This window comes from Bradyrhizobium sp. CB2312 (assembly GCF_029714425.1).
Taxonomy (GTDB): domain Bacteria; phylum Pseudomonadota; class Alphaproteobacteria; order Rhizobiales; family Xanthobacteraceae; genus Bradyrhizobium.
The window spans coordinates 4,391,375-4,414,952 of the sequence record NZ_CP121668.1; the positions used below are offsets into that span (position 1 = coordinate 4,391,375).

General features: G+C 62.4%; 29 protein-coding genes and 2 pseudogenes. 18 read left to right on the plus strand and 13 right to left on the minus strand.

All coding sequences use genetic code 11. The features are described 5' to 3' along the window. Positions 1–250: 250 nt before the first annotated feature. The 3 genes from QA642_RS21485 to QA642_RS21495 form a co-directional block, all read right to left on the minus strand. Positions 251–421, minus strand: a complete 171-nt coding sequence (locus QA642_RS21485; RefSeq protein WP_283086389.1) for a hypothetical protein — start codon at positions 419–421, stop codon at positions 251–253. A gap of 582 nt (positions 422–1,003) precedes the next feature. Further along, positions 1,004–1,225: a hypothetical protein gene (locus QA642_RS21490; RefSeq protein WP_283086390.1), complete on the minus strand. Its 222-nt coding sequence runs from the start codon at positions 1,223–1,225 to the stop codon at positions 1,004–1,006. 1 nt (position 1,226) lies between these two features. Then, positions 1,227–1,490 carry a hypothetical protein gene (locus QA642_RS21495; RefSeq protein WP_283086391.1) on the minus strand — a complete coding sequence of 88 codons (264 nt, stop codon included), beginning with the start codon at positions 1,488–1,490 and terminating at the stop codon, positions 1,227–1,229. Positions 1,491–1,754: 264 nt separating this feature from the next. On the opposite strand from QA642_RS21495, the gene QA642_RS21500 reads away from it, so the two are divergent. Beyond that, positions 1,755–2,009 (plus strand): hypothetical protein, encoded by a 255-nt coding sequence (locus QA642_RS21500; RefSeq protein WP_283086944.1) that lies wholly within the window; start codon positions 1,755–1,757, stop codon positions 2,007–2,009. A 402-nt stretch (positions 2,010–2,411) separates the two neighbouring features. Here QA642_RS21500 and QA642_RS21505 read toward each other — a convergent pair whose 3' ends face one another. Together QA642_RS21505 and QA642_RS21510 are read right to left on the minus strand one after the other, a co-directional pair. Continuing rightward, positions 2,412–3,383: an MBL fold metallo-hydrolase gene (locus tag QA642_RS21505; RefSeq protein ID WP_283086392.1), complete on the minus strand. Its 972-nt coding sequence runs from the start codon at positions 3,381–3,383 to the stop codon at positions 2,412–2,414. Positions 3,384–3,523: 140 nt separating this feature from the next. Beyond that, a pseudogene (locus QA642_RS21510) lies at positions 3,524–3,661 on the minus strand (hypothetical protein); the annotation flags it as partial. 86 nt (positions 3,662–3,747) lie between these two features. Here QA642_RS21510 and QA642_RS21515 point away from each other — a divergent pair. Continuing rightward, positions 3,748–4,011 carry a hypothetical protein gene (locus QA642_RS21515; RefSeq protein WP_283086393.1) on the plus strand — a complete coding sequence of 88 codons (264 nt, stop codon included), beginning with the start codon at positions 3,748–3,750 and terminating at the stop codon, positions 4,009–4,011. A gap of 22 nt (positions 4,012–4,033) precedes the next feature. Here QA642_RS21515 and QA642_RS21520 read toward each other — a convergent pair whose 3' ends face one another. Then, positions 4,034–5,434 (minus strand): TAXI family TRAP transporter solute-binding subunit, encoded by a 1,401-nt coding sequence (locus QA642_RS21520; protein ID WP_283086394.1) that lies wholly within the window; start codon positions 5,432–5,434, stop codon positions 4,034–4,036. A 185-nt stretch (positions 5,435–5,619) separates the two neighbouring features. On the opposite strand from QA642_RS21520, the gene QA642_RS21525 reads away from it, so the two are divergent. Continuing rightward, the gene (locus tag QA642_RS21525; RefSeq protein WP_283086395.1) at positions 5,620–5,964 is read left to right on the plus strand and encodes a DUF1236 domain-containing protein; all 345 of its coding nucleotides are present in this window, start codon (positions 5,620–5,622) and stop codon (positions 5,962–5,964) included. Positions 5,965–6,050: 86 nt separating this feature from the next. Next, a complete protein-coding gene (locus QA642_RS21530; RefSeq protein ID WP_283086396.1) occupies positions 6,051–6,470 on the plus strand; it encodes a hypothetical protein in 420 nt (139 codons plus the stop codon). A 215-nt stretch (positions 6,471–6,685) separates the two neighbouring features. Here QA642_RS21530 and QA642_RS21535 read toward each other — a convergent pair whose 3' ends face one another. Next, a complete protein-coding gene (locus tag QA642_RS21535) occupies positions 6,686–6,913 on the minus strand; it encodes a hypothetical protein (protein WP_283086397.1) in 228 nt (75 codons plus the stop codon). Positions 6,914–7,165: 252 nt separating this feature from the next. Here QA642_RS21535 and QA642_RS21540 point away from each other — a divergent pair, with 252 nt between their 5' ends. From QA642_RS21540 to QA642_RS21550, 3 genes are all read left to right on the plus strand, one after another. Continuing rightward, positions 7,166–8,278, plus strand: coding sequence for a DUF1236 domain-containing protein (locus tag QA642_RS21540; protein WP_283086398.1), 1,113 nt, complete (start codon positions 7,166–7,168; stop codon positions 8,276–8,278). Between the two features lie 16 nt (positions 8,279–8,294). Then, the gene (locus QA642_RS21545) at positions 8,295–8,612 is read left to right on the plus strand and encodes a hypothetical protein (RefSeq protein WP_283086399.1); all 318 of its coding nucleotides are present in this window, start codon (positions 8,295–8,297) and stop codon (positions 8,610–8,612) included. A 63-nt stretch (positions 8,613–8,675) separates the two neighbouring features. Then, the gene (locus tag QA642_RS21550; protein ID WP_283086400.1) at positions 8,676–8,837 is read left to right on the plus strand and encodes a hypothetical protein; all 162 of its coding nucleotides are present in this window, start codon (positions 8,676–8,678) and stop codon (positions 8,835–8,837) included. Positions 8,838–9,050: 213 nt separating this feature from the next. On the opposite strand, the gene QA642_RS21555 is transcribed toward QA642_RS21550, so the two are convergent. Beyond that, the gene (locus QA642_RS21555; protein WP_283086401.1) at positions 9,051–9,416 is read right to left on the minus strand and encodes a response regulator; all 366 of its coding nucleotides are present in this window, start codon (positions 9,414–9,416) and stop codon (positions 9,051–9,053) included. Positions 9,417–9,520: 104 nt separating this feature from the next. Here QA642_RS21555 and QA642_RS21560 point away from each other — a divergent pair. From QA642_RS21560 to QA642_RS21585, 6 genes and pseudogenes are all read left to right on the plus strand, one after another. Continuing rightward, positions 9,521–9,858, plus strand: a pseudogene (locus QA642_RS21560) (Ku protein); the annotation flags it as partial. Positions 9,859–10,242: 384 nt separating this feature from the next. Beyond that, positions 10,243–10,698: an Hsp20 family protein gene (locus tag QA642_RS21565; protein ID WP_283086402.1), complete on the plus strand. Its 456-nt coding sequence runs from the start codon at positions 10,243–10,245 to the stop codon at positions 10,696–10,698. 84 nt (positions 10,699–10,782) lie between these two features. Beyond that, on the plus strand, positions 10,783–11,103 hold the full coding sequence (locus QA642_RS21570; protein ID WP_283086403.1) for a hypothetical protein: 321 nt from the start codon (positions 10,783–10,785) through the stop codon (positions 11,101–11,103). A gap of 21 nt (positions 11,104–11,124) precedes the next feature. Then, positions 11,125–11,349 (plus strand): hypothetical protein, encoded by a 225-nt coding sequence (locus tag QA642_RS21575; protein ID WP_283086945.1) that lies wholly within the window; start codon positions 11,125–11,127, stop codon positions 11,347–11,349. Next, positions 11,346–11,519 (plus strand): hypothetical protein, encoded by a 174-nt coding sequence (locus QA642_RS21580; protein ID WP_283086404.1) that lies wholly within the window; start codon positions 11,346–11,348, stop codon positions 11,517–11,519. The genes QA642_RS21575 and QA642_RS21580 overlap by 4 nt, the downstream gene beginning before the upstream one ends. A 287-nt stretch (positions 11,520–11,806) precedes the next feature. Next, the gene (locus tag QA642_RS21585; RefSeq protein WP_283086405.1) at positions 11,807–12,103 is read left to right on the plus strand and encodes a hypothetical protein; all 297 of its coding nucleotides are present in this window, start codon (positions 11,807–11,809) and stop codon (positions 12,101–12,103) included. Positions 12,104–12,209: 106 nt separating this feature from the next. On the opposite strand, the gene QA642_RS21590 is transcribed toward QA642_RS21585, so the two are convergent. The 4 genes from QA642_RS21590 to QA642_RS21605 all read right to left on the minus strand — a co-directional run bounded on the left by QA642_RS21590 (position 12,210) and on the right by QA642_RS21605 (position 19,462). Continuing rightward, positions 12,210–14,786, minus strand: coding sequence for an ATP-binding protein (locus tag QA642_RS21590; RefSeq protein WP_283086406.1), 2,577 nt, complete (start codon positions 14,784–14,786; stop codon positions 12,210–12,212). After that, complete coding sequence (locus tag QA642_RS21595; RefSeq protein WP_283086407.1) at positions 14,783–16,258, minus strand: ATPase domain-containing protein; 1,476 nt, start codon at positions 16,256–16,258, stop codon at positions 14,783–14,785. Before QA642_RS21595 ends, QA642_RS21590 begins: the two co-directional genes overlap by 4 nt. Before the next feature lie 386 nt (positions 16,259–16,644). Beyond that, a complete protein-coding gene (locus QA642_RS21600; RefSeq protein ID WP_283086408.1) occupies positions 16,645–18,036 on the minus strand; it encodes a site-specific integrase in 1,392 nt (463 codons plus the stop codon). Positions 18,037–18,745: 709 nt separating this feature from the next. After that, positions 18,746–19,462, minus strand: a complete 717-nt coding sequence (locus QA642_RS21605; RefSeq protein ID WP_283086409.1) for a DUF599 domain-containing protein — start codon at positions 19,460–19,462, stop codon at positions 18,746–18,748. 124 nt (positions 19,463–19,586) lie between these two features. On the opposite strand from QA642_RS21605, the gene QA642_RS21610 reads away from it, so the two are divergent. The 5 genes from QA642_RS21610 to QA642_RS21630 all read left to right on the plus strand — a co-directional run bounded on the left by QA642_RS21610 (position 19,587) and on the right by QA642_RS21630 (position 22,784). Further along, the gene (locus tag QA642_RS21610; protein WP_283086410.1) at positions 19,587–20,249 is read left to right on the plus strand and encodes a glutathione S-transferase family protein; all 663 of its coding nucleotides are present in this window, start codon (positions 19,587–19,589) and stop codon (positions 20,247–20,249) included. A 137-nt stretch (positions 20,250–20,386) separates the two neighbouring features. Continuing rightward, positions 20,387–20,755, plus strand: a complete 369-nt coding sequence (locus QA642_RS21615; protein WP_167381161.1) for a YidB family protein — start codon at positions 20,387–20,389, stop codon at positions 20,753–20,755. Between the two features lie 203 nt (positions 20,756–20,958). Next, positions 20,959–21,150 (plus strand): hypothetical protein, encoded by a 192-nt coding sequence (locus QA642_RS21620; protein WP_027559703.1) that lies wholly within the window; start codon positions 20,959–20,961, stop codon positions 21,148–21,150. Positions 21,151–21,302: 152 nt separating this feature from the next. Beyond that, positions 21,303–22,301: a hypothetical protein gene (locus QA642_RS21625; RefSeq protein ID WP_283086411.1), complete on the plus strand. Its 999-nt coding sequence runs from the start codon at positions 21,303–21,305 to the stop codon at positions 22,299–22,301. A 42-nt stretch (positions 22,302–22,343) separates the two neighbouring features. Next, complete coding sequence (locus QA642_RS21630; protein ID WP_283086412.1) at positions 22,344–22,784, plus strand: DUF1489 domain-containing protein; 441 nt, start codon at positions 22,344–22,346, stop codon at positions 22,782–22,784. Positions 22,785–22,793: 9 nt separating this feature from the next. On the opposite strand, the gene QA642_RS21635 is transcribed toward QA642_RS21630, so the two are convergent. Then, positions 22,794–23,570 (minus strand): hypothetical protein, encoded by a 777-nt coding sequence (locus tag QA642_RS21635; RefSeq protein WP_349253860.1) that lies wholly within the window; start codon positions 23,568–23,570, stop codon positions 22,794–22,796. Positions 23,571–23,578 lie beyond the last annotated feature (8 nt).

Genomic DNA, 23,578 nt, shown 5'->3' on the forward strand with positions numbered 1-23,578 from the left:
TCAGAACAAAAACACAGAGGATCGTTGCAGGGACTGCAAGCCAATCGGGTGTCATCGTTGCCTCCCGAGGCGGTTGTCCCAAAGCTTAAGCTTGACGGTTTGATAAAGACTATGATGTGGCTAACAGTTTGTTCGCAAAGCGCATTTTCAATCCACGGACGCTGAGCGCCGTTTATGCGCTCCAAGCGAGCGCTGCTTCGCGAACAAACTTCACCGGCGCAAAATTAGCGCCGGGCTGCAACGCGGCGTGTTAGCCACCAGAGCGCAAGAACGGCTCGACCGACGCAGCTAGTCGGTTCTCCACTTTCATGGTCGGCGTGGACTGCTTTTCGGAAGGCCGCGTGCTGGCGGAATTGACGGCCAGCCCAGAACCAGCGGCGAGAACAGCTAACACAAGAGCAGAGAGATATTCGATCCTCATGGCGATGATCCTCCCTCGCTGACGACAAGACAATCGCCTTCGTTGAAAATTAGTTCCGCTGGGGGGCGCGCCGGGAATTATTCACAACGCCGGGGGATGGCGCACCGACGCGAGGAGCTTTTTGCTCTACCGGTGTCCTGAGCCGTTAGACCCTTGGATCGATCGATCCCGCACACCGGGGACATTGACCATCTGCGGCTTCGCTGAGTTGGCGCTTAAACTCTTCACGGAGAACATCTCCGTCCCAATGAGTGCCATCCCTTTTGATGATCCTCTTGGCGCGTTCAAAAGCGTGGCTCTCGGCCGCGTCATCCCCGACGCGGACGATCACATCCGAGTGGAAAGGGCAAACTGCTGTGGCTCGGGTTGTCTCAAGCGCATAGCAAACGGCTGCGCTCAGATTGTCGCTATAATTGCTGGCAAACCTCTCACCAATGAGGCCGCCCGACTATGCCTCTGCCGCGTCCGCCCTGGCGGTCACACTCCAATGCGGTTACCAGGTTACGGAATAACGAAGTGCATCGAACAGCGTTCCCGCAATAATGGCGGGCGCGCTCTTCCGGTGATGGGTACCAGATACCTTTACCGAATTTCGAGTTCTTTGATTGCCAGAGCCGCTATTTCCGCGGGGTCGCGGACGTCGGTTTGCGCGATCTTGATGATCTTCTTGGCGATCATTTTCGTTAGCGGATCGTCGCGATCTTTGAGGCAAAGGGTATGGAGCGCTTGCTCGTAAGCTGCCGTAATCGAGCTGGCCTCTTTTGGCGACATGCCGGAGTTTTGCAGCAGCCGGTAGATAGCCATCTCACTGCTCCTCGGCCTTGGCCATGAGCAAGATGGCAATAGTCGTCACGTGATCATCGTCTCGCTCGGGCAGCGATAGGAGCGCATAATGCTGACGACCAAGAAAGGTGTCGGGCGCTGGCGTCTTTAGTATTTCCTGAGATGTTGCCACTGTCTCACGCGTGCGAGCGCAGATTTCCGTGATCTCGGAAGAGCCATTTCTGAAGTTGCTGGTATCGCTGCATGCCAACATGCGATCCCCCTCTTTGTGCAGGCGGGAGCGCAAGCGGTCTCTCAGCCGCCGACGCCTACGGGCAGAGCCTCGGCCGGTGATACCAACATAATAGGACCGAACCCAGGAGGTTCCTAGAAGAAAGATCAGTCCTTTTTACCGAAGTGGGAGGTCGTGGGATCGGATCTACCCGCATGCCAGATTTACCTATGTAAAAAATCCAGTAACGCCGGATCTGAGCAAGTTCGAAGCGCGTTGTGAGCGCAGCGGCGGCGGACGCTACCGGGCAATGAAGCCCATGAAGCCAAGGTGACCACCATGGTTGAGGTCCCTGCAACCCGCCGCTTTCCCGATCATTCCCCAGACCCAGAGCAATGCGAGGCGATCCGCAAGGAGATTGGTGAGCGGCTTCGTGGTGCCCTCGCGGACAAGGCCGAGCCGCTACCGTCGCAACTGGAAGGTTTGGTCGAGCGGCTTACCGAGCTAGACGGCCGCGCGCCATCAACGGCACCTGCCGAGCGGGACGATGCAACATCCCTGTCGCTCTGGAAGCGAATAATGAGGTGGGTCTAAAAGCGCCGGACCTCCGACTCTAAAGGCGGCCTTATAGGCAGCGTAATGGGGTCGTGGCTCTTCCGGCCCAAGAAGGTCCGGCAGAGGTTGGCGGGCTGTGTGTCGCTGACCGAAGCAGACCGCGGCGACCAACAAATGCCCGTTCCTGCTAGTCGACTAGGCGAGCGGCGCACGTAAACGCGCCGGCAGGCCAGCTCGCTGGCAAACAAGGGGCGATCCGTACTCATGAAAAGAGACGTTGCCGATGAGCGCGCTTGACGTCCGTTATGCTCTCAACAGCGGCGCAAAAGCGGAAGTCGCCGGGGGGCGCAGAAGGGCCAAAAGCTGACTCAGATGCCGACCGGTTCTCCGCTACGAGCAGCAGTCGTGTTCCAATTGCCAACAGATAGTGTCGCGGGAATATTACCCCTCGGCTACGAATACGTACCTGCTGCCATCCTTGGCCAGCGTGCCGACGTTCGGCATCAACCAGTGAGTACCCGAAATGGTGAGCTTGTCGGCGACCGCGCGATCGAAGATCTTCCTTCGCGTTTCGACAGCCATTTGCGGGTCCTGGTCGATAGCGAGTTGCCACTCGGGATTTGTTGAAATGTGTGGCGCAAGATTGACCACGTCAGCGCTGATCAGGAACTGTTCGCCGCCGGAGGTGACCAGATGCGCGACCATTCCCGGGCTATGGCCGGGCGCCTGAACGGCGTGCACACCGGGCAGGAGTTCTGGTTCTCCCTCAAAGGTCCTGACGTTTTTCCAGGTCGCCACCGTGGCCTGAATTCGTTGGGCGAGGCCTTTGCGCGTCGGTCCGAGATCGATCGACTCGACCCCCGGGCGCGTCCACCATTTCAATTCCGCGGCGGGCACCACGATGTCGGCATCCGGGAAGACCTGCGCATCGCTCTCATTGTTCATGAGGCCATAAATGTGGTCGCCGTGGAGATGGGAGACGAGGATCGTCTTGACTGCCTTGGGGTCAAGGCCCGCCGCCGCCATGCTCTCGAATAACCGGCCGTTCCCCTCACCATAAATCGGATGACCGCCCGTACCCGAGTCGATCAGGACCACTTGATCGCGCAGCTGGAGCGCCATGACGATAAACCGCAAGGGCGCCTGATTGTCGGGAAAACCGGCACCACGCAACACGGTCTTGACCTGTTCGATGCTGACATTCCTGACCATGCCCTCCCGCAGCGGAACATCACGCATGCCATCGATCAGAGAGAAGATTTCAATGTCGCCGACCTTGTATTTGCGGAAAGATTGAGTGACGGACTGTTGAGCGTGAGCCGCGTCGACAAACGTGATCGCCTTGTCAAGTCCAAACGCGGCATAAGCACCGGCTGCGCCAAGTGTCACGTCCCGACGCGAGATATCGGACATCGTTCCGGGACTCCCCGCTAACTGAATGGATTCGAGCATATCAATGGGGATGTGCACTGCACAAGGTCCGCTTTGGGTCTTGGCCGTGTAAAAACGATCTCAAAGGGCGTCGGTCCCGGAAGCGGGGAGCCGCGTGTGTCTCAGGCCCCGATCGCAGCGATCAGCGGCTTGATCCCGACGATGTTCATGACCCGTGTCAGATTATAGGCCAGCACCGAGAGTGCCATTTCGGCGGCTACTTTTGGAAGCGTTTTGGTGAGGAAGTGTGTCGCTCCCATGCGGGTCCGCCCAGCCCGCTTCCGGCAATTTGTTTATCACTCCCGAAGAACGAGAGCCGCCTCCGGTCCTGCGTCGAGCGAACGAATTGAGCGCGTCGGCGGACGTAGGGGGCAGCCCCGCGCTGGTGCAGCTGCGCGAAGACCCTGCGCTCCTGGCCTTCCACCTCGCGCAACTGCCGCCTCCTCGCGCCGCCAGGCCCGACACGGTCGACGCCAACCTGGCGGTCGGCCGTGCCAAGGTCGATGCGAGCGAGACTTTCGAGGAGGCCGCAGAGCATCTATCCTCGCGAGAGGTCTTCTCGATCTTGAACGATGGTTCGGCGCTCTCGAGCGTGTTGCAGAAGCGATGAAGTTTTGGCCTGCCGGGCGCGCCTAGCGGCGAGAGGCAAGGGTTGGGCCCGGAGCTCTTGCTTCGATGAGGCCGCCCTGCAGTGCCGCCCGCCTTTCCGCGACGGCATGATTGAACAGCTCGAGCACCAGGCCGAATGCGACTATGTCCTCTTGTTCGATGGCTCCTTCGTCGTAGCACTTGAGTGCTTCGCCGATGATCGCGTCGACTTCGCGTTGCGATGCCAGCAAGTCCTGTTCGGACCCTGCATCTCGAACCTCTGAGACCACGGCGAGAATGCGGTTGCGGTGGCTTGTGTTGTCGTCGTGTTCGTCCCGGTTTAGATAGCGACGCAGCCAGGCAGCGGCTGAACCGATCCCCGAAAGCAGAAGCAGGGCGAACCAGAAGTAGTCGCTGTACTTGTCCAGAAAGGTCCGCTCGGTCCCGTTGATGACCGCTGCGGCGCCCCTGTGCACGGAAGGTTCGGTCTCCTTCTCCGTTTCGGGCTTCGATATGTGGGCGGCGCCGGCGACACGTTGCGCGATCGTGTCGCGGACCGCGAACAGTTGCCGATAGAAGGCCGCCGCCTTGGCTTCGGACAGCTCCTTCCTGGCGAGGATGAGATGGTTGACGCTGATGGTGTCGACCTTGTCCTCCGGCCAGGCCGGTTTCGCGTTGAGGACGCTGCCCGGAATTTCCTCGGCTTCGTAGCGCGGCTGCTTCAAAGCGATGGCCTCGGATGCATCGACCGGAAGAAACTTCGGAGCTCCGCGCGATCGCGAGGTCGCGGCGATCGCGGTGGCAGTGATCTTGCTGTCGAGCGGACCGACCGCGAGATAGGCGTCGAGAGTCGTGTCTTGCGCGAGCTTTTCGATCTCGTCGGTCCCGAATTGCGCCGTCGCTACTTTGCTTGGCTCTACGCCGGAGCCGACCAGAATGATGCGCAGGAGCGCGAGATTGGCTCCGGTTCTCCCGATGATGCCGACCTTGTGACCGGCCAGATCGGCAATCTCTCCGATCTTCCCAGTGGCCTTTTTCCTGGAGTCCTTGCCCGACCGCCCCGACGGCGACCACAGGACGACGTAGTTCTTCCGCAATACGGCCAGCGTCTGCGTATCCGCGGGCATGCCGAGGTCGCCGCGACCGACTGCAAGGTCGGCCTTGCCGGCGCCCAGCAGAGCGAGGGATTCGGCCGCACCTTCGGTCGTGATTGGGGAAAGCTTGACCGACCTGCTTTCCTCTCCGAAAGCCTCGGCCATCGCTTCGACCACCTGATGGTCGTCGCTGCCTGCGGGGCCAACGGCGATCCGCAGGGTCTCGGGCTGTATGACGTAGAAGAGGGCAGCCGCGGCGGCGCCGAAAACGACAAATCCCAAAGCCAACACGAAAAGTAGCCTTCGTTGGCGCCGATCGTGAGCACTCTTGACTGGGTCTAACGGTGACATCGGCAGAACCTACGTGAACGAACGCCTGCTTTGGAGCCACAAGTGCGCCGCCGTTAACTTGGGCGAACCGGCCTTTGATCGGAATGTTCCGTCACGCGCTAGAGCAAACTGACAATTCTCAGGGCGGGAACCTTGCCACCATTCGCGGGTTCTCGCATGCCGCTTCCTGCGGCGAGGAGATTTTCATGAATCAGTTGATGCTGGCGTGCGCGGCTACTGCGCTGATCTCGACGGGCGCGATGGCACAGTCCACGGTCGTCACCACCACCACCGGCACCGGTCATGCCGCGGTGCAGATCGAGCCGGAGTATCGCACGAAGATCCGAACCTACGTGACCGAGCACAAGGTGCGCCCGGTGGAGACCCGCGAGAAGATCGTGGTCGGCCAGCCGCTGCCGCGCGAGGTAGAGCTCGAGTCCGTGCCTGCCGACTGGGGTCCCTCGCTCACCAAGTATCCTTACGTCTACTCGGGCGAGCGCGTGATGCTGGTCGATCCGTCGACGCGCACGGTCGTCCAGGAGATCGACTGAGTCCTTCGAGGCGAGTCGCTGAACGGCCGGCCTCGACGTCAAGCCGGCCCCGCCAATACCCAATTCCTTCCAGCGAGCGGCCGTCCATGCCCATCGTTCGATACTTCGTCTTCATCGGCGCGCTGCTGTTGGCGCTGCTCTTCGCTGCCGACCGGTACCTGCCAGCCCCCGTCGCGCAGGCGAGCCCGACCGATCCAGACAGGACCATCATCCGGATCGCCTCGGCGAGGAGCCTTCCGGAGAAGATCGTGTTCGACACGCGTCCACGCACCGAGCTGCCGAGGATCGCGCAGGCCGACCCAATTTTCGAAGAACCCCAGCAGCAAATGCGGGCAGCTGTGGCCGCGATGTCCGGAGCACCTTCTGAGATTAAGAAAGAAGCGACCGCACGCGTCTCCCTAGAGTCCCGCCCGCATCCTAAGCGTTCGGCAAAACTGTCGAAGAGAGTCCGCGAGCGGCGGCTTGCCTTCGAGAGGAGCGACTCACTTTCCGGCGGATGGTGGTGACCGGGAAGTTCGCGCGTGAATAAAGGAAAAGGCGGCCGCCAGTCGGATCGCTAGGGAATACGAAAATCGGTATCGCGAGCTGGGCTCATAGTGACGCCGAAGGGAGAACGCGCCCGGTCGAGGTGGCCGAAACGAAACCGGCCCGTCCAGCGTGCCGGACGAGCCGTTCGCAAGAGTTGTTTGCTCAGTCCATGTGAACCAAGATACCCGAGCGATTACTGCTCGGTGCAGACCTTGGTAGTCTTCACAGCGGACTCGGCCTCGGTCTTGGTCTTGTAGACGCCGTCGCCTACGACCGTCGTGGTGGTGGTGGTCGGCTTGGTGTCGACGACGGTGCACTTCTTGGTGGTCGCGTCGCGAACAATGTAGAACTCGGCGGCGCTGGCGGCCTGCGTGCCCAGCGCGAAAGCGGCAAGAGCGCCGCAAAGGATCAGCTTCTTCATGGTGTCCTCCTCAAAAACAGATCGTAAGTAGTGTGCTAACGAAGGGGGCTCGACCGAAGTTCCACTTATTCCCGGCGGTAGAGTCTGCATAGTTAACATCGCGCCTCTCGCGCCATTTCGCCGGAGTAGCAATTCTCCGGCTTGCCGGAAGAAATCCCAGTCTCGATCTGTTTGGCGGCTTGCCGGATTTTCCCATTCGGAACCGCGCGCCGCGTCGGGTGTTGATCGACGTCCACATTTGGGAGGTTTCCGATGAACAAGCGTTTATTCTTGGCCACTACCGCTGCCGTCGCCATCGCGACTTCGGCGTTCGCGCAATCTTCTCCGGGCACGTCGAGCCCCAGTTCGTCCGCTACGCAGCGTCAGCAGGATTCCACGTCGACCACGTCGCCATCGACTTCGACCACATCACCCGACACGTCGTCGGGGTCCGCGCAGTCTTCGACGAATTCCGCCCAGACGCAGTCTCCGTCTTCGACGGGACAGACCGCTGCAGGCCAGTCGTCCAATTCTGGTACCGGCACCGGCACCAACGCGACGCAGGCGCCGGCCTCGAACAACTCGACCAGCCAGGCCCAGACCAATCAGCCGTCCAGCCAGACCACGACACCTGCCAACCAGGCGCAGACCAACTCTCCGTCGAGCACGAGCAATCAGACGCAGAGCGCCAACCCGCCTGCCTCGGGCACCAACCAGGCGCAGTCCCCGGCGGGTAGCGGCTCGACCAACACGGCCCAGCAGCCGAACAATCAGCAGAACACGGCGGATCGTTCGTCGAACACCAACGTGAATGCCTCGGTGAACATCAACGATCAGCAGCGGAGCCGCATCAGCACGTCGATCTCGCACCTGAACGTGCAGCCGCTGACCAACGTGAACTTCTCGCTGTCCGTCGGCACGGTCGTGCCGCGCGACGTCCGCCTGCAGCCGCTGCCGGCCGAGGTCGTCGAGATCGTGCCCCAGTATCGGGGGTACAACTTCGTCCTGGTGAAGGACGAGATCGTGATCGTGGAACCGTCCACCTACAAGATCGTGACCGTCCTGCCGTACTCCGGCCGCTCGACTGCGTCGGCGCCGGCGCGCACCGAGCAGCGCAAGGTAACGTTCAGCGACCGCGATCGCGAGGTCATCCGCAAGCACGCCAAGGCGCGCCCCGTCGAACGCGAACGCCGCACGACCGGCAGCACCGTCCGGACCGAGATCCGGACCGGCGAGCGAGTGCCGGAGGGCGTGGAGATCGAGGCGTTCCCCGAAGACGTCTATCGGGATGCTCCGACCCTTCGCGAGTACCGGTACATCAATCGGGACAGCCGCACCTACATCGTCGAACCCCACGAGCGCCGTGTCATCGAAGAGATCGACTGACCTCGCAGCGACGTCCATGAAGACCATTGTGCTAGGAGCGCTCGCGGCCACCCTGATGGCGGCGTCCGCGAACGCCGCGCCTCTTGCGCCCGCGGCCATCGCCTCGACCGAGGCTGCCGGCGTTGAGCAGGTGCGCCTCGTCTGTGACGAGTATGGCCGCTGCTACCGGACCCGCGGCCCCCGCTATGTCCAGCGCTACTACGGCGGGGACGACGGCTATGTGATCCGCCGAAGCTACGGCTATTATGGCGGCACCGGCTACTACGATCGCGGCTACGGATACTACGGCGGCGGCCCGAGCATCGGGTTCAGCTTCGGCACCCGAAGCTGGTGAGCTAGAGAAGGGGTCGCTCTCCGAGCGGCCCCTTCGATGTCTGCGTAATTGTGCGGGGATGAGATGTCTGCTGTTGCCAAGCTCCTGGTTCAGAAGGAGCAGTTGCTCGCGCGCCTCGACACCGATCTAGGTCCGAACGAGCACGCCGAAATCCAGGCGCTTCTCGCGAAGATCGAGACAGCGCTGAAGTTGCTCGGGAGCCAGGATTCCACCGCTGCCGGATAGCTCTCGGCGACGAACAGATTTTACCGAAGTCGTCCTTTCGAAGCGCTCACTGCGTGGTATAAAGGCCCCAGCTCGGGGCAGGGGGCAATGAGCTGGGGCCAGTTCGGGGTTCGCCCCTTGGGGTAGGGGCATCGGGAAAACCTGATGGCGGCGCTATCGTTCCTGCAGAGTGAAGTTTGATCTGATCGAGCGCGCCGACCGCGAATGGAGTGGCTAACCAGGTGGCGCGCCCTTTTTCTCTCCGAGCTCCCTGATCGTCCGGACGATCTCGTCTGGATGGAAAGGCTTCGTCACGATGCGGCAGCCCGGGACGGGGCGTGGCGTCGTCGGCGAGAAGCCGGTGGCGTAAATGACCGGCAGCTCCGGATCCTGCTCTCGGTATCGCTCCGCGATCTGCCATCCATCGACCTGACCAGGCAGCCTGACGTCTGTAACCAGCACATCAGCGACGCGACGCTTGCACCAAGCCAGCGCCTCCTCTCCGGTGCTCGCGTGGATGACGTGATAGCCCGCTTCGCGCAGGGCCTCTACGACAAATTCGCGGATCAGAGGGTCGTCCTCGACGAGAAGTATGCTCACGGGTGGCTCTTGAGGAATCGTATGTGTCACGCATCGAACGGCGCAAAGCGTCGGTCGTTCCCGGTTCTAATGGCTCTTGCAGCTGAACCGGCCCATTGCCTGGAATTGTGAATCAGAAGGCAGGCACGTTTGATCCCGAGAAGTTTGAAGACCACTACGAGAGCGCGCTGCTCGACCTAATTAACGAGAAGCGGGCCGGCAAGGTGATCCGGGAAGGAAGGGCCAAAGGGTGAGAGAACGTCGTCGATCTGATGGAGGTGCCGCGGCAGAGCGTTGGAAGGGAAGTATCGGCCGAACCCAAACGCGCGTCAAAAAGTCAGCCAAGAAGGCGCGTAAGGCTGCATCCGGACAGAAGGAAATCAATGCCGATAGCAGCAAGAAGCCCGCGAAAGAAGAGACAGGGAGGAAGTCGGCGGCCATACCCCACCGTAAGTCTGTTTGAGATCGGAAGAGGGCGCCATGGACATGAAAGACGCGTCGGCGATGACGGACTCCAACCTAGCGAACAATAAGGACCGAGCTGGCTGCCGGCGCGAGCGGTCCTCGCCGCAGAGCGCGGCACACGGAAAAGGTGGCGCGTCTATCAGGAGGCGCCTGGAAGCGGGTGCATACGGGCGCCCGAGGATAGCCCGCGACGCCCGGGTTAACCATCGCGTTGCTTGCGCAAAAAATTTTTTCCGCGGCTCTTGAAACTTTTCTCTGGCTTCCAAATTTTTTCGGCGTCGTCGTACGACGATCGGGATGCCGTTCGGGTCCCGCCATTGAGACGGGCACCGGTCGTGTCCGGTGCAGCTCGTAACCATTTTGCTCCCAGGAGGATCTGGCTATGCGCACTGTTGATTTTTCGCCCCTGTTCCGGTCGGCCATCGGCTTCGACCGTCTTTTCGATCTCGCCGAGGCCGCCCAGCGCGCGGGCGAGGAAACCTATCTCCCCTACAACATCGAGCGTCTCGACGAGAACCGCTTCCAGATCTCGGTCGCGCTCGCCGGCTTCAGCCCTGACGAGGTCGTCCTGACGGTCGAGCAGAACGTCCTGACGCTCGAAGGTCACAAGGGCGAGAAGGAGGGGAAGACCTTCCTGCATCGCGGCATCTCGGCCCGCAACTTCAAGCGTCAGTTCACGCTGGCCGACCACGTCGAGATCAAGGGCGCCAGCTTCGAGAATGGCCTGCTGGTCATCGATCTGCAGCGGGAGATCCCCGAGGCGATGAAGCCGCGTCGCATTGCGATCAACGGCGCCGTGCCGAGTAACGTGGCGCAGATCGAATCCAAGGCGGCCTAAGGCCATCCTACAGAACAGCGACCAAAACCGCGCGGGTCTTCCCGCGCGGCTCTCCCTCAACTCGTCTTGGAAATGGAGGAAGCCATGCGGCCGACGACCGCTTTTCACGACAACGTTGTCGATCTCAACGCCATCATCCATCCCGGTACGGTTTTCGAGCATCCCCGGGAGGTGGTCTCCCATCCTTCTCTCAGCCTGTCCGAGAAGCGCGCCATCCTGGCTTCGTGGGCATCGGACGCTTCTGCAATCGCATCGTGCCCGTCGCTGCGGGCGCCCGAGGGGCTGAAGGCGCCGGTCAAGATCGACGAGATTTTGGAAGCCCTTTGCGCGCTGGATGAAGGTCCCCGCAATCCTCCCGGCGGCAAGCCGATGCGGCTGCGGCCGGTCGATCGGGTAGCAGCCTAGGAGAGGTGAGGAGTGACGAAGATGCTCGATCAGAACCTTGCCCGCATCCGTGCCCACCGCAACAACATCCACCGCTATCGAAGACTTCTAAAGACGCAGCTGTCGGACATCGAACGGCAGTTTATCGAACGGCGCCTGTCGGAGGAGAGGTCGGCGCTGGAGGCGTTGACGTCTCCGACGATTCCCATCGCGCTCACCATGCCCCCAAGACCGGCCTTGCCTGCTACAACAGGGGCCGCGCCATGATCGCCGTGAGGGACATGCTTATCCGCGGCAGCGTTTTAGCTCACTACCGGCTACTGCTCGCCCGCGCGAAGACCGAGAAGGAGCGAGAACTTTATCTGAGCCGGATCGAGCGCGAGCAGCGGCTTATCGACAAGCTTCAAGATGCTTTGCCGGAGCGGTTCGCGGCATGAAGTTCAAGGATAACGATGATCGCTACCCCGACTACGACATTGTGTTGAAGCAGCGCGGGCGCGGCCGGTGGAAGTGGGCCGTCTGCGGGGCAGGTGGCGAAGCCGTGATGTCCGGGTCCGAGTGCAGCCGCGCGGCCGCGAGGTATAAGGCGGAGCGTGCGCTGTTTCTCCTGCTCTGCACAAGTGTGTCCAGGGTGAAACCCCCGGGAAGGCATCCGGACTGACTGTAGGAACTCCGGACGTTACCGGCCGGTTGTCCGCCTCTCGATCCTTGCTCGGAGGACAACGTGGAAAGCACGATAATCGGAGAATTCGCTACACGGCGTGAGGCCGAATTGGCCGTGGAACACGTCGTCCAGGAATGCGGGGTCGCACGAGGGGACGTCTTCGTTCAGCCTGCGGGCGCTGAGAATTCGTCCGGGACGCGGTCGGCAGGCGCCGACGCCAAGGCCGCGCCAGCGCCTGAAGGGCAGCAAAGGCTGAAAGGCGAAATCGAGGTCTCGGTAGATTTCCACGGCGACGAACCGGAGAAGATCGTCGAGGCGTTGAAGGGCGCGGGGGCGAAGACCGTTCGCACCAAGTAAGCCCTTCTGAATGGCAGGTCTCAAGCATCCCGTGACCCCGGACGGTCGTCCGGGGAAAGCTCTGGCGGATGAGCGATCCGAGCCTTTCTCCCAATAACCGATCCGCTTAGGCATTGTGCTCAGACGTCAGCTTCGAAGGTAAAGCGGAAGTCGTTCCCTTGTCGCTCTTGACGGCTGACACGCGACGTAGCACACGCGACAACTCCTCGGCTGCGTACGGCTTCTGTATAAGATCGAAGCCATGCCGAGCGTCCTCGGCAAGAACTTCACTGTAGCCTGAGGTCAATACGACCGGAACTCCAGGGTGGTGCCGCCTGATCTCCCGCCCGAGGTCTACCCCATTCATTCCCGGCATAATCACGTCGGAAAACACGATGTCGAAACTGTTTACCTCGTCTAGGAGCTTCAACGCCTCGTCCGCATTTGCGGCAAGGGTGGTCTCGTAACCGAGGTCCTCAAGTATCTGGGTCGAGGATCGTCCCACATCTACGTTGTCTTCCACTACGAGAACGCGGCGCCCGCGGCCGTGGAAAAGTGGACCGTCCGACGGCGCTGCAAGTGTGGCCTGATCGTCAGAGGTGCCGTCACGTTCGGCTCGGGGTAAGTAGAGTGTAAAGGTGGTTCCGCGGCCTACCTCGCTTTTGACCGTGACGTCGCCACCCGATTGTTTGGCAAAGCCATAGACTTGGCTAAGGCCTAGACCGGTACCCTTGCCAACTTCTTTTGTAGTGTAGAATGGTTCGAAGACACGAGTTAGCTTCTCCGCGGCGATGCCCGAGCCGGTATCGGTAAGCGAAATGGCGACGCAGGCGTCTTTGCCGGTTTGTTCATGGGCCACCGGCCTGGCTGCGAGCTCTTCTATCTGGATAAGTAGCGATCCTTCGCCATTCATGGCATCGCGGGCATTCACGGCCATGTTGACCAGCGCCGTTTCAAACTGGCTCGAATCCGCCTCGACGATGCAATTCTTACCCGCGACCTCGGTCTCGATCCGGATGCGCGATCCCACGATCGTGCGCAGCATATCGATGATGGCTTGCACGCGTTCTGCCGTGTCGAACACGTGGGGCTTAAGGGCCTGCCGCCGTGCGAACGCGAGAAGTTGGCCCGTGAGCTTGGAGGCGCGGTCCACAGTGGCCGAGATGGCGTCCACGTAGCGCCGTCGGCGCTCCTCGCTTATCCCGGGCCGACGGAGAAGGTCCGTTGAGCTCTTGATGATTGTAAGCAAATTGTTGAAGTCGTGCGCCACGCCGCCGGTCAGCTGGCCCACCGCCTCCATCTTCTGCGCGTGACGCAGGGCCTCCTCGGCTCTCATCAACTCTGTCGTACGCTCTGTGACGCGCTGCTCCAGACTCGCCGCAAGGTCCCTGATTTCCCGCTCCGCACGTCTTCGTTCCACGGCGGTACGGGTGCGCTCCGCGACCTCCCGGATCAGATCGAGTTCCGCGGGCGCCCACTCCCGCGCGCTTGCGTGGTTGAGGTAAAGCAATGCGACGATGCCGCCTTGTTCCGTGACTGGCATGTTGACGATAGATTGCGCGCTAATCGTTTTCAGGGCGTTGGCAGTCGCGGCCGTGCGAGGATCGTTTTCGGCATCCGCGAACACTACAGTCTCGCCCCGCTTCAAATCCTCGATGTAGCTACCGTAATCGCGAAAGTGCAGCACGCCGGCCAAGCTCTTGATGCCGGGGGCGTTCCAGTCCCGCTTGATGGTTATCGTCTCGGCCGCCTTATCGATAGTGCCATAGCCTGCCCGGCTTACCCGCAATGTGCGCCCGAGAATTTCGGCTGCTGCGTAAGAAAGTTCGGCCGGGTCCTCGATGTCTCGGATCCGATCGGACAGTTCGACAAGCGCCATTCGGCGCGTCTCGGCAAATTGGCGGCCGGTCTCGTCGCGCGCGATCTTGATGAAGCCCCGCTCGTGACCTTGGTCGTCCCGCGGCAGGGGCCGCATCGACCCCCTCAGAAATACTTGAGATCCGTCTGCACGCTGATGCCAGCGCTCGTCGGGCGCGAAGCCCTTCGCGCGCGCGTCAGAAGCTTCGGCTGCTGGCTGCCCGGACGCCCGGTCCACGGGCGTGAAGATCACGTCGGCCGAGCGCCCTCTCATCTCGGCAGCTGTCCAGCCGAAAATCGCCTCGGCCCCGACCGACCAGCTTGTAACACGGCGCTCCGGGTCGGTGGTGATGATGGCGTAGTCGGCAGCACTTTCGATGACGAGCCGCAGTCCTTGTTCGCTCGCTCGTAGCGCCTGGAGCCTGGCCCGGGCTTCGTATTGCCGGCGGCGGCTTCGCAGCGCGGAGCGTGCAAGGCTCACAAGAGTGGTTGGGTGAAAAGGGCGCTCCAGAAAAGTGACGTTGCCGAGCACATCAAGGAAACGCCGAGCGGCGGGATTGCGCTCCAGTCCGCCACCGCGGGTCGTGAGCAGCACGAACGGCAGGTCCGACCAGTCTTCCTGTTCGGCGAGCCAGGTACTAAGCGTCCGGAGATCGGCCGTGGCGAGCGCCTCCTCTGTGACGACAACGAAAGCCGCGCCAGCATTGAGTTCTGGAATAAGGTCCAACAGCGACGAACAGGGGTCAGCAAGGAGATCCGCCTCGCGCAGGATCACCGACGCAAGAGTTGCGTCGCGACCTCGTGGGGCGAGAACGAGGGCTCGCTCCGACAGCGTGCTGCGGTTCACTTCTCCTCCGTGTTGAGCAATTTCGAACTGTCGCCGAGGAGGATAGGCACGCCGCGCAGGACCCCCTGGAAGTTGGTGAGCGGCTCGCCCAACGTGACGCCCACTTCCCTAATGCGGAATTCTCGAATTGTGTCCTCATGCGGGCCAGTGCGTTTTTTGATGATCGAAATGGCGCGACGAACGCGCCCGAGCGCCTCGAAGTAGCGCAACAGAATCACCGTGTCCGCGAGATAGGTGACGTCCACAGGTGTCTGCATGTCACCGACAAGGCCGTGCTGGGCGACGACCAGGAAAGTCGTGGCACCTTGCCGGTTCAAGTATTGAAGGATCTCATGCATGTGGAGCACGAGCGCGTGTTCACCCGGCATGGCCGCTTGGTAGCCGTTTAGGCTGTCGATCACCACGGTTTGTGCGCCGTGCTTCTCGACGCAATGCCGCACGCGTGAAGAAAACTCGCCGGGGGCCAACTCAGCGGCATCCACCTGTTCGATGACGAGTTGCCCGCCGTCAACCATTGCCTGTAGATCGATATTCAGGCCCTTCGCGCGTTCGAACAGTAGGCCCAGTTCCTCATCAAAAATGAACATTGCTGCACGTTCACCGCGCTGTATGGCGCCTCGAACGAAGGTGAGCGCAAGAATTGACTTGCCCGTTCCAGCAGGGCCCAGAATGAGGACGCTTGAGCCGCGTTCGACGCCACCCCCGAGCAACGAGTCGAGCTCGCCGGATTCGGTCTTGAGAACCTCTCGCGAGTAGTTCGCTTTGTGCTCGGCCGATACAAGTCGCGGGAAGACCTGAAGGCCTCCGGGTGCAATCGTAAAGTCATGGAAACCGCCTCGGTACCGCCTCCCCCGGTACTTGATGATCCGTAGTCTTCGCCGCTCGCCACCGTATTCGGGCGCGATCTCTTCTAAACGGATCACGCCATGTGCGACCGAGTGGACCGTCTTATCATTTAGCTCGGCGGTGAGGTCGTCGAGCAGGAGTACGGTCGCGCCTGCCGTCGCGAAATAATGTTTGAGACTGAGAATTTGCCGGCGGTACCGCAGCGAGCTCTGTGCAAGCAATCTGATCTCCGAGAGACTGTCGAGCACCACGCGGTGCGGCTTGATCCTCTCGAACGCCTCGAAGATGCGCTTCGTCGTTTCGCCGAGTTCCAGGTCGGAGGAATAGAGCAGGCTCTGCTGCTGATCCTCATCGAGCAGGTTTTCCGGTGGGATAAGTTCGAAAATCTCGATCCCTGCTAGATCCCATTGGTGGGACGCAGCGCTCGCACGCAATTCCTGTTCAGTTTCAGAGAGAGTGATATACAGGCACCGCTCGCCGGCTTCAGCTCCCGCGATCAGGAATTGCGTCGCGAGCGTCGTCTTGCCGGTGCCGGGAGCGCCTTCAAGAAGGAAGACGCGCCCTCGCTCGAACCCTCCCCCAAGTACGTGATTTAGCCCTTCAATACCGGTCCCTGCCTGACCCATCACTGCTCGACCTTCGGTGCCCAGCCGATAATTTTCCGAAGCAATATCATGCGCTTATCGCCAGTTATAATCTTGGCACTCGGATGTAAGATTGGCTCTTTCCCGCCCCCTGTTCCAGCCGATAACTCAACCTAAGTCCTTCTGGTTCCGCAACCTGAAGAGGGCGTCGGAGCCTGAGGCGCAGTTCGGTCTTTAAGGCCCTTAATTGGCACCTCCGACCGCTGTCACTCTCGAACGACTGCTTCGCTGACCTTGTTTCCTTTCCACAGAGGTCGGATGCGTCCGGTTAACCGTCCGAACTTCCGCTTGTGGCCCACAGCGCACGTGCAAGAGATCGGTGTGATGTCCGCCTCTGGCAGTGAAGCGGACATCGCTACCGTCATCGGTCAGGCGACGAGAGGGAGCCCAGCGTCAGCGGACTTACCGATAATCCGCCGCAGCTCCGCCGCAATGCCATCGAGCACCGCGCGCTTCTCCCTCATTCGCTTGCTGTGATTGTAGACCTTGCCGGTGACAGTCGGCACGATCTGCCCGGCCTTTTTGCTGGCCGCATGATCGAGGCACTTCGCGATCCATGCATCGTCGAAGCCCAGGTCGCCGGCCAAAGTCGCCGCCGTCCGGCGCAGGTCGTGTGGCGTGAACGATTTGAGGCCGAGCAGCTCGCAAAGCCCGGCGGTCTTGGTCTTGTTCTTGTTCTTCTCGTTCTTGGTGCCGCGCAGCGCGTCGGCCATCGCCTTGCGGTGGATCGGTTGGCCCTTATACATGGGGCTCTCGAATACGAACTGCTGATGATCCGTGGCCAGCGCCTCCTTGATGATCTCGACGGCCAGATCGGACAACGGTTGCTGGATGACCCGCCGCTTCTTGACCCGCTTGAGGGGGACGTCGAAGCGCGGATGCTCGCCGTCGAGGGCAAACAGCTCGTCGCGGCGCGCCCCGAGCAGTTCACGCGAACGCAGCATGGTGACGAGTTCGAACTTAAGGGCGAGGCGGGTGCGACGATCCCAGGGCAGATCCTTTCGGTCGAGGCCGTACCAAAACCTCCTGATCTCGTCCTCGGAGAGGACGCGGGTGCGGGGATGCTCGGGATCCAGCTTCGGCAAGTTGACGCAGGGGCTGGCCGTCACGTAGTCGCGCCCGGCCTCCGCTGCCCAGTTGAACAGGCCCGAGGCCGCCTTGCGCATATGGCGCGCGTTGCTGACCGAGGGCTTGCCGAACTTGCCCGCAACGATGTCGTTCGAGAGCGTGGCGATGTCATGCTTGGTGACATCCATGGCCAGCTTCTTGCCGAGGCGGGGACGGATAAAGCGGTCGAGGTGGCTCGCGGTGTTCTCCCAGCTCTCCAGCCGAGGCCTCATCTCGCCGTCGGGCTTTTTGACCGGCGTCTTCATCCACTTGATGCGCTCATCGACGATCTCGGAGACGGTCTTGCCGCGCTTTACCTTCGCGGTCCTCTGGTCACGGAAGGTCTCGGCGAGGGCCTCGCCTCCCATAGCCTTGAGGCCGTAGACCTTGCTGCGGGCGTCCTCGACCGTGAAGGTCTCCGGGTTGTAGGCGCCGAGCCAGCCGGTACGCTGCTTACCGGTCTGCCTGTCGGTGAACTTGAAGGAGAAGGTTGCCACCCCCGCCGAGGTGATGCTGACATAGAGACCAGGGCATTTGCGGTCGTAGAGTTTCAGTCGCTTGGCAACACGCTTCTCGCACAGGCGGTCGGTCAGAATGACGCCGCTATTACGGCCCCGCTTGCCGGCGGGGGAGGGGGCGATGGTAGTATCCATGTGGTTTCGGCTCCTAAGGCTTGGGACCAAAGGGCTCGGCTTTGGGACTTTCAGTTTGTCGTGCGGACGCTGAAAGGCTTAGGGCCGGGCCCTTGTTTTGGTGAAGCCCGCTGAAACAGCCCGCATCAGGGTAATCGAAAATCCCTTGTTTTGAAGGGTTTTGTTAGTTTCGGCGTGTTTCACCGAATGCCAAAATATAGACGTGTGGTCCTGGCCGTCGTTGCTACGGTCAAGCCCTTGCGGATGCGGCAGTCGCGTCAACCGGCGCGCTGCCGGCGACTTTCGCTGGGGCGAGGGAGGCCAGAACGAACTCGGCTCCCGGGAGAGCACGGCATAAGCCGTCCGACCATCGCGCAGGGAAGGCCGTGTGTTGGGCTTCACCTGTATGCTGCTGTGCGGTCTCCTTGCGCTACCTTTCGCGCAGCGGACCGCGGGTGCGAGCTGGCACCCGGCCTTCCCTGCGCCCTCTTGGCTTAGAGGGTGAAGTGACCAGGCAAAGCTCGGGCGAAATGAGCCGCGAGGACGAGAAGGTGTGTCTGCGATCTGAACTGCCTACCAAACACTCGGAGATCGTAGGGTGGGCAAAGCGAAGCATGCCCACGCATTTTGCGTTTCATTGCGGAAACGTGGGCACGGCGCTTTGCGCCTTTGCCCACCCTACGGCGCTGCGCCGCGTCGCTCGCACGTCCAGCGTGTCCAGGAGAGATCATCAACGACCGCGCTTCAACCCCTCGTCACCCGCCACCACCTCCGGCGCCATCGCAGCCCAAGCGCTGGACGCGAATTGCCGCCGCCAGGTCACGACCACCACCGCCGCGGTGCTGACGAACAGCACCCAGGGGCTGACGAACCAGCCGAGATAGCCGAGCGCAAAGAAGAAGGCGCGCTGGCCGCGGTTGAAATGGCGGCCGGCGGATTCGAATACGCGCGAGGTGCGGATGACATGGGCCTCGGCTTCGGGCGTGTCGCGCTGCGAGGCCGGCGGCATGCCCCCGAACAGGATGGCGACGTAGTTGAACAGACGGTAGGCCCAGGCGAACTTGAAAAAGGCGTAGACGCAGATCAGCACGAGGCCGACGCATTTCAATTCCCACATGGCGGGCGAGGTGCTGAGATCGACCGGCAGCTTGCCCAAAATGGTGATGGCGTCGTTGGTGGCGTGCAGCAGCGCCAGCGCGCCGCCGAGCGCGAACGGGCTGGTGGACGCGAAGAAGGCGGTGCCGTTCTGGAGCGAGGCCATGATCTGCATGTCGACCATGCGCGTCTCGCGGTCGAGCAGCCGGCGCACCCAGACCTCGCGATAGCGGTTCATCCGCGCCGACAGGCTGTCGCGGCCATAGGCCGAATGCTCCAGCGTCAGCGCATAGACCAGCCATTCGATGATGAAGAAGCCGACGGCGGTGATGTCGACCCAGTGCCTGCTCATGTCGTTCTCCTCGCGAGGATCGCAACGATTGCCATGCATGGCCGGGCGCACCAACGATTGATTGGCGGCAGGCGATGGCGTTAAAAGCAGCTCGCTTCAGACGGACTTACGGAAGGACCAGCACATGGCAGCACTCAAGCTCGCGATCGGTAACAAGAACTACTCGTCATGGTCGATGCGGCCCTGGATCGCACTGCGCGCCAACGACATTCCTTTCGTGGAGACCGTGATCCCGCTCTACACCGACAATCCCGCGGACAAGGAGCAGATTCTCTCCTTCAGCCGCGCCGGCAAGGTGCCGGTGCTGGTCGACGGAGACATCACGGTGTGGGATTCGCTCGCCATCATCGAATACATCGCCGAGCGCTATCCGGAGAAGAAGCTGTGGCCCGACGATACCGCGGCCCGCGCCCATGCCCGTTCGGTCTGCGCCGAGATGCATTCCGGCTTCATGGCCCTGCGGAGCGAATGCGGCATGAATCTGCACCGCCCGGTGCGCCCCGTGACGCTGTCGGCGGACGCCAAGGCCAACATCGCGCGGGTGCAGGAGATCTGGCGCGAGTGCCGAACCCGCTATGGCGCCAACGGACCGTATCTGTTTGGCCGCTTCGGCGCGGCGGATGCGATGTATGCCCCGGTCGTGCACCGCTTCCGCACCTACGCCATCGAGGTCACACCGGAGACCAAGGCCTATATGGACACGATGATCGCAATGCCGGCGTTTCAGGAATGGACCCGTGACGGCATCGCCGAAACGCTTGTCATCGAAAAGTTCGAGACTGCGTGAGCATGATCCGGAAAAGAGAGGACCGGTTTTCCGATAAGATCATGCTCGCTTAACTCATGAATGTGACTGAGCGCCGCTTGACGGCCTGCGCGAGGGCGGCGCTCAATCGTCAGGGAATGCAAGGAGAGGGCATCGTCATGGGAATCCTGGACTCGCTGGAAAACAACCCCGCCTTGCGTAGCGCGCTCGGCCAGCTCGGCGCCGCCGTGCTCCCGGCCGTGCTGAACGAGGTGCTCGGCAGCAACAATCAGGGCGGCCTCAGTGCGATCGTCGCAAAGCTCCAGCAGTCCGGCTTCGGCGAGCAGGTCAAATCCTGGCTCGGCAACGGCCAGAACCTGCCGATCTCGGCCGATCAGCTCCGGGCCGTGCTTGGCAACGACACCGTCCGCCAGCTGGCCGCGCGCTACAACATTCCCGTCGATCAGCTGGGCGAGATCCTGGCCCAGGAGCTGCCCAAGGCGGTGGATCACGCTAGCCCCGACGGCCATTTGCCCCATACCGCCTGAAGCGGGCCTTTCCGGCGGCATCATCGGCCGCCCGGTTCCCCGGCCATCTTCCTGAAAACGCTGACAGATCGGCGTGTTTGGCATGCCGGTATACCACTGGCCAAAGCCGCCGGCCGCGTGCTATACAGCGGCCCGGGTTTAGCCGGTCCGTCGCAGTGGGACCCTGGGCACGGCCGGCGCTGTTTGAGTGATGGAGATGGGCGTTGAAGCATAAATTCCCCGTGGGAGCGCGCGTACTTTTCACGGCCAGCAACGTCGCGCGCCCGGCTGCGAGCGGCTCGTACGAGATCATCCGCCTGCTGCCGACGGAAGGCGACGACTGCCAGTACCGCATCAAGAGCTCGACCGAAGCCTTCGAACGCGTCGCCAAGGAAAGCCAGCTCGCGCTGTCCTGAAGGCCACCGGCGCCTTGTCGCGCCTCAAGGAATTTGTATCCTGCCGCCGTCAAAAGGCCCGCTTCACCTTCGCAAGGTGGGCCGGGGCCAGTTGCCGACTCGCGGTGCTCGCTTGATCATTCGCTCTCAGCTCGCGTGAGGGGACGTCGCGCATGGACTTGGCAGGGGCCACTTCGCTCGACCAAATCTGGCGCTTGTCGGCCTTCCCGATGTGGATGACGCTGGCCGCTGCCGGTTTATTCGGATTGATTCTGCTGATCACGCTGCTGCGCGCCGAGAGAACGATCGCCAACGGTGCACTGACCGTCATGTCGCTGCTCGCCATCGCCATCGCGGTCGCCGCCACCGTGCGCCTCTATGGGCCGCTCGGACACGAAACGCCGATTGCTGAAGGTCGCACGCAAGCCACGGTCGTCGCGAGCCTGCCGGCGCTGTCCTGCCTCGACGAGCTCGCCGGCGAGACCGTGGCCGCCGGCTGCGAGAAGGCGCTGTTCGGCGCGCCCGACGCGGCCGCCGCCGCCGTCGTCTATACCGCAAGCCGGATCGACCGGCTGACCGCACTCGGCGATGCCGCAACTGCCGAGAAGAGCCTGACACCGGACATGAAGCTGCTGCGCAAGACGCTGGAGCACGATCGCTATGGCCTGGTCGCCCAGGTGCTGGCCGCGCGCGACGGCTGCACGCAGTTCGATTGCCCCGCGTTCCGCTCGCTGACCGATCAGCAGCAGGTCGCAGCCAACATGGATTCCCATCTCTACGATCAGCTGGTCGCACGCTACGCGCCGACCTGGAACGCACCCGCGGGGCCGGGGGCGCTGCCGGCCAATGCTGCGCTCGCCGGGCTGCCGCCGTCGCTGCCGACTGGCAAGCCCACCAATGCGGAGTTCCCGAGCGCCTCGTCGACGCCGCCGGTCAGCATCATGACTCCCGAGCCGGCGACGGCATCGACGCGCCAGGCCGCGCCTGCCGCAAACGCCGCGCCAGCCCCCCGCGCACCCGCGGCGGCCTCGGCGCAAGCCGCTGCGCCTGCGGCACCCGCCGCGGCCGCAAAGAAGCAGCCGGCCGCCAAGCGCGCGCCAGCCGCCGCTCCAGTTCCGCTTGCGCCGCCGCCGGCCGCGACGCCGGCGCCTCCGGCTGCGGATAACGAGTAGATCGGCATTCCCAATGCGTGGCCGCCCGGCTAATGCTGGGGCATGCCACTCCATCTGATCAAGCTCGCCGTCGGCTGCGACTCCGTCAAGGAATTGAAGGAGTGGGTCGCCGAACGGATGCAGACCGCCAAGAAGAAGGGTCTGCCGCAACATCACATCCACGTCACGCGCATGGTCCCCAAGCGCGACGCCGAGATCCTGGCAGGCGGATCGCTCTATTGGGTGATCAAGGGCGAGATCGCCGCGCGCGAAAAGATCATCGGCATCGAGCCGTTCCGCGACAAGGACGGCATCGGCCGCTGCCGGATCGTGATGCAGCCGAAGGTGATCCCGCTGTCGCCGCGGCCGATGCGACCGTTCCAGGGCTGGCGCTATCTCACCGACGATTCCGTGCCGCCCGATCTCGGCAAATCCGCCGCCGGCTCGATCGCGGCCATGCCGGAGCCGATGCGGCGCGAGCTGCGCGATCTCGGGCTGCTGTGAGGCCGCTGCTCACTGCGGCGTGACGATATGCAGCCGCGCCCAGTCCGCGGGCGGCACCACGATCGGACGTCCGCCTTCGCCGACGCCGTCGACGATGTCGACCAGTGCGGGCTCGACGCCCATCTCGAGCAGGTATTTGCGGTATTGCTCGCCAAAGATCACGGTCAGGCTCTCGCGCTGCTCGGGCGCGACATTGGGCGCGCGGCGGTTGCGGATCGAGCGGCCCGTCAGCACCACCTTGGCGCCTTCTGGCAGGCTGCGATGCACGCCGCCGGCGAGCATGAGGATGCAGGCGAGATCACAGGCCGGATCCGGTACCGACACCTTGGCGTCGAGCGGGCCGCCCGGACGCTTCAGCGCAAAGCAATCGCCCTCGGACTTGCCGACACAGGCCTCGACCTCGGTCGCGCCTGCGGTGGCGTCGAGGCCGTGGTCGCGCAGGATGCGGCCCATGCTGACGGCAACGTTGAGATTGGACCCGCCCCAGCTATGGATGATGATCGGCAGCTTGCCTCCCGCCTGGCGATCGAGGATCGCGATCAGCCGCTTGTAGCTGTCCCATTGCACCGTGCCCTCGGCGGCGATCCAGTCGGAGCAGCCTGGTCCGCAGGCGCCAGCAGGGCCATGAGCGACATAGAAGATCATGGCATCGGTCGGCGAACCATACAGGCCGATCGGCGGCCGCTGCTGCGCCGGTGCGGCGGTCGCGGCGACGAGCGTCAACATGCCGCTCACGATCATCATGCGGATGGACGACATGCCTTGCCGCTCGGCTCGTTCCCTCACGCCAATCA